The 3,763-nt window shown below is 62.8% G+C and carries 2 protein-coding genes; both read right to left on the bottom strand.

What is annotated here, in order from left to right:
• Positions 1-499: 499 nt before the first annotated feature.
• Positions 500-1,237, bottom strand: coding sequence for a DUF3047 domain-containing protein (locus DRB17_RS19705; RefSeq protein ID WP_114583935.1), 738 nt, complete (start codon positions 1,235-1,237; stop codon positions 500-502).
• 329 nt (positions 1,238-1,566) lie between these two features.
• Positions 1,567-3,126 (bottom strand): peptidoglycan-binding protein, encoded by a 1,560-nt coding sequence (locus DRB17_RS19700; RefSeq protein ID WP_114583934.1) that lies wholly within the window; start codon positions 3,124-3,126, stop codon positions 1,567-1,569.
• Positions 3,127-3,763 lie beyond the last annotated feature (637 nt).

The raw sequence follows: 3,763 nt of genomic DNA, 5'->3' as shown, positions 1-3,763 counted from the left end.
GTCCCCTTGTCTCGGAGCGTTCATCACTACGCATTACTTCGGATTGAGCCTTTCGGAGCAGAACCTACGCGCCTACACCTTGAAAACACGGACATGAGAGTGGTCCGACCCCGACGGATGCATCCCGATTGGCCGCTGTTGGCGGTATCTCCGACGCGGGCGTCGCAAGGGACATCGGCAAGGCCGGGCCTAGAGCCGACACCGGGCCAGTTCGGTACTCCGCTTTTTTCTTACCACGGATCCAAGTGCTGTCGGATCGAGCAGCGCGTGTCACCGACCCCGAACATTCCCAATCCAGCACCACTCGGATCGCGATCTGACCTGTCGCGTATTTCTGGCAAAGAAAGCGGCGGGTCGTGCTCCAGACGGTTTTTACAGGTTGCGCGGCAGGCCGCTCCGCCTTGTGGGAATCGTACTGACCCCAGGCCGGTCGGAGCGCCTTACGCACTGCGCGCCGTTTGCTCACCGGCAAGCGGCTCATGACTAAAAGCACGATGCTCTAGTCGGAAAGAAATTCCACCTTCTTCAAGAAGGCCCGGGCACCCCCTTGGGTGTCCTCCGTGTTCATCTGGAAACCGAACCCCGTTATCGGTGGGACCGGAGATTTGTCGAATTCCGACTTGAATGCGTCCGTAAAATTAAATTCGGTCGTTATTGTTTTTCCGGCGGCTGCGTTACAAGGTTGACAAAAGTAGCGGCCACCTTTGTTGTAGTAGTTTGCGGAATACGCCTCCCCCTCTTCTGCGCTCTCGCTTAAAAACAGGCTTATGAAGTAAGGGACATCGGGAACGAACCAGTTGCCACTTTTGATTTCTTTGTCTCCGAAAGAAATCATAACCGCAATAGGTACACGATAGACACCTTTATCCCAATCTGCCCCATGCGGATAGCGTTCTACACCCCATGAAATACGAATGTGGTCAACATCCGATAAACTCAGTTCTTTTACGAAAAGCCCAGCCGTCTGGCCTGAAGTCTCCAGAACCAGCCTTTCATTGATGAAATGTGGGTTGAGCTCGCCGGCATCCATTCGGAGTTGAAACCCGTTCTCTTTTAGCCACGCAGTTGCATCACCTGAGGAGGGGCTGGAGAAGTCGATTGTCTCGACGACCTCTGCTGCATCGGCATCGGCCCAAGGTTGAGCAGACCCAATCAAGGTGAGCAGAGACAGAGCCGCACAACTCTTAAAGAGGGGTTTGGCGAGCAAGGAATGAAATGGTTGCCGAGTCGCGTGCATGTCGGTTTCTCCAGAAGCGTTAGGCCCTCATCCTAAGCGACGATGAAGACCAGTGTTTAATCGGCTGTAGACCAGCGTGGGGTTACGACGCTGATCGGTGTACTATATATTTGATATAGAAGTTTTTTGTTCTTGTGACCCCGGTGCGAATCCACACCATATGGCTTTCCTGCGCCGAAGTTACGGTGTCAACAGCGGCGTAAAAGTCGGCCAGTGTGGCGTGGTGAGCGCGGGCGGTGAGGCAGGGGTCTACGCCCTGCCCCCCACCCCCACAGCGCGAACTGTGGCGCGCCCGCCATGCTTTCGGGGCCGAGCGGCGCCCCGGCTTTCTACTGCTCTTCGCCGAGCCCGCGCATCAGGTCCTTCAGCACCTTCGCGCCCTCCTCGACGACGCCAGTGGGCGCGCTCCGTGTCTCCTCGAGGAGGCGGGCGACCGTTTCGCGGTCGAGATAGCCGGTGGCCTGATGACCACGGTTGCGCTGGTACGCCTCGATCCCCTGGCGCGTGTTCTCATCGAAGAATCCGTCCTGCTCCCCCGGCGAAAAGCCGAGATGGGCGAGGCGCTTCTCGATCGAGAGGCGATCGTCGCGCGTCAGGCCTAGCGAGTCCTCGACCGCGGCGGGGTCCCGGGCCTCCGGTTCATCACGGCCCGGCTGATCGCTCCGCCGGTAAATCATCGCGACCTGCTCCTGCGTCAGGTAGCCGGTTTCCTCGAAATCGTTGGCCCGCTGCCAGTTGCGGATCGCGGTGCGCGTGCCAGAGCCGAACACGCCGTCGGTGTCCCGGGTGTCGTAGCCGAGGTTCGTCAGACGCTCCTGGATCTCGCTGCGCTCTACTGCGCTCAGATCGACCCGGGCCTCGACCTCCGCGGCCGTGCGCTCGCCCGTGTCCGTCTCGGACTCCCTGACCTGCCGGTTGAGTCTCGCGACCTGCTCCTGCGTCAGGTAGCCGGTTTCCTCGAAACCGTTGGCCCGCTGCCAGCCGCGGATCGCGGAGCGCGTGCCGGGGCCGAAGACGCCGCCCGTGCCTCGCGTGTCGTAGCCGAGCCGGTTCAGGCTTTCCTGCAGGCGCCGCCGCTCCCTGGCACTGAGGTCGAGCCGGGTCTCCACCTCGGAGGCGGACGCTGCGCGCGTGTCGCCCCCGGTGTCGCCGGACGCCTGGCCGCGGCCCGAAGGCACCAGGACCAGCGAGGAGTGGATGTCGCCGCCGACCCAGGTCGGGCCGCCGAGGCCGCTCACCGCCTCACCGATCCACCTGCCGGGCGCGAGGAAGCGCTCGACCACCTGGCGGGCGAACTCGCTCTGGCGCTCCCAGCGCCGCGCGATCCCGCGGCCGGGCGCCGCCGCCGAGACCACCAGCACACCCTCGGGCGAGTCGATCTCGGCGATCCCCGGCTCGGCGAAAGACTTCGGCGTGAAGCCGTCGAGCTGGGCGCCGTCGATGAACACCACCGCCCGGCCAGAGGCCTCGCCGGCGAGCCGCAGGACCAGATCGAGCGGCACGCCGTCCATCATCACCTCGACCAGCGAGTCGTTGCCCTGCTCGACCGGCGCCAGGTAAGTGACGCCGCCGCTCATCAGGGCGTGGCCGGAGTAGAACACCACCGCCCGGTTGGCCTCGCCCACGCGGTCGGCGAAGCGGGCGATGCCGCCGCGCATGTCGTTGCGGTTCAGGTCGGTGCCCGAGATCACCTCGTAGCCGCCCTGCTCGAGCGCGTCCGCGACGGCGCCCGCATCAATCCGGGCGGTGCGCGCGTCGGGCGCCTGGCGGTAGTCGTGATTGCCAATGACCAGCGCCAAGTCTGCCGCGGCGGCTGTCGTTAGCGTGACCGGCGCGACGAGAGCAAGGCCGGCCATAAAGGCCAGCCCCAGCGCAACACACCGGTTCATCGTGTCTCTCCTTTGCGTGATGTGCAAGATGTCCCTGGACCTACTCCATGCACTCGTGGTCCCTGTACTGCACGTTGTTCCCGCCCCATCAACGCATTCGACGCAGCATCGTTTAGCCCCGTCGCCGATAGCCAAATTTTAACATGTCGCAAGATTCCGAGTCGACTCGCTTAATCTATGATAAGATCAGCGCCTACCTGGCACCGGTGGTGGGGTGGGATCGCGGTATCGGGGCCTGAACGTCATAGAAAAGCCACGCTCCGGTCGCGGCCGCGCCATGGGGGGGCTCCACCGTGAACGCGACCTCCGCCGTTGTGCATGGACGCGGGGTCACGACGCCAATCGGCGGGCCATCCTTTTGATATTCAGGGAAATTGTGAGGCGACCCCCGGCGCCGATGCCCCCCACTGAGGTCGGTGGACTCGGCACGACCGCTTTGGGTCAGGTCCGGCCCGCCAGACGCGCGAACATGTCGACTGCTGTGAGAGACATCCCTCCCGCCGTTGGGTACCGTCTGTATGGGTTTGACCACTCTCATGTCCGTGTTTTCAAGGTGTAGGCGCGTAGGTTCTGCTCCGAAAGGCTCAATCCGAAGTAATGCGTAGTGATGAACGCTCCGAGACAAGGGGACCAGGGC

This window comes from Ferruginivarius sediminum, assembly GCF_003344765.1.
Lineage (GTDB): Bacteria > Pseudomonadota > Alphaproteobacteria > Kiloniellales > Rhodovibrionaceae > Ferruginivarius > Ferruginivarius sediminum.
Note: the sequence above shows the minus strand (reverse complement) of the source record. Positions and strands in the feature narration are given on the sequence as shown.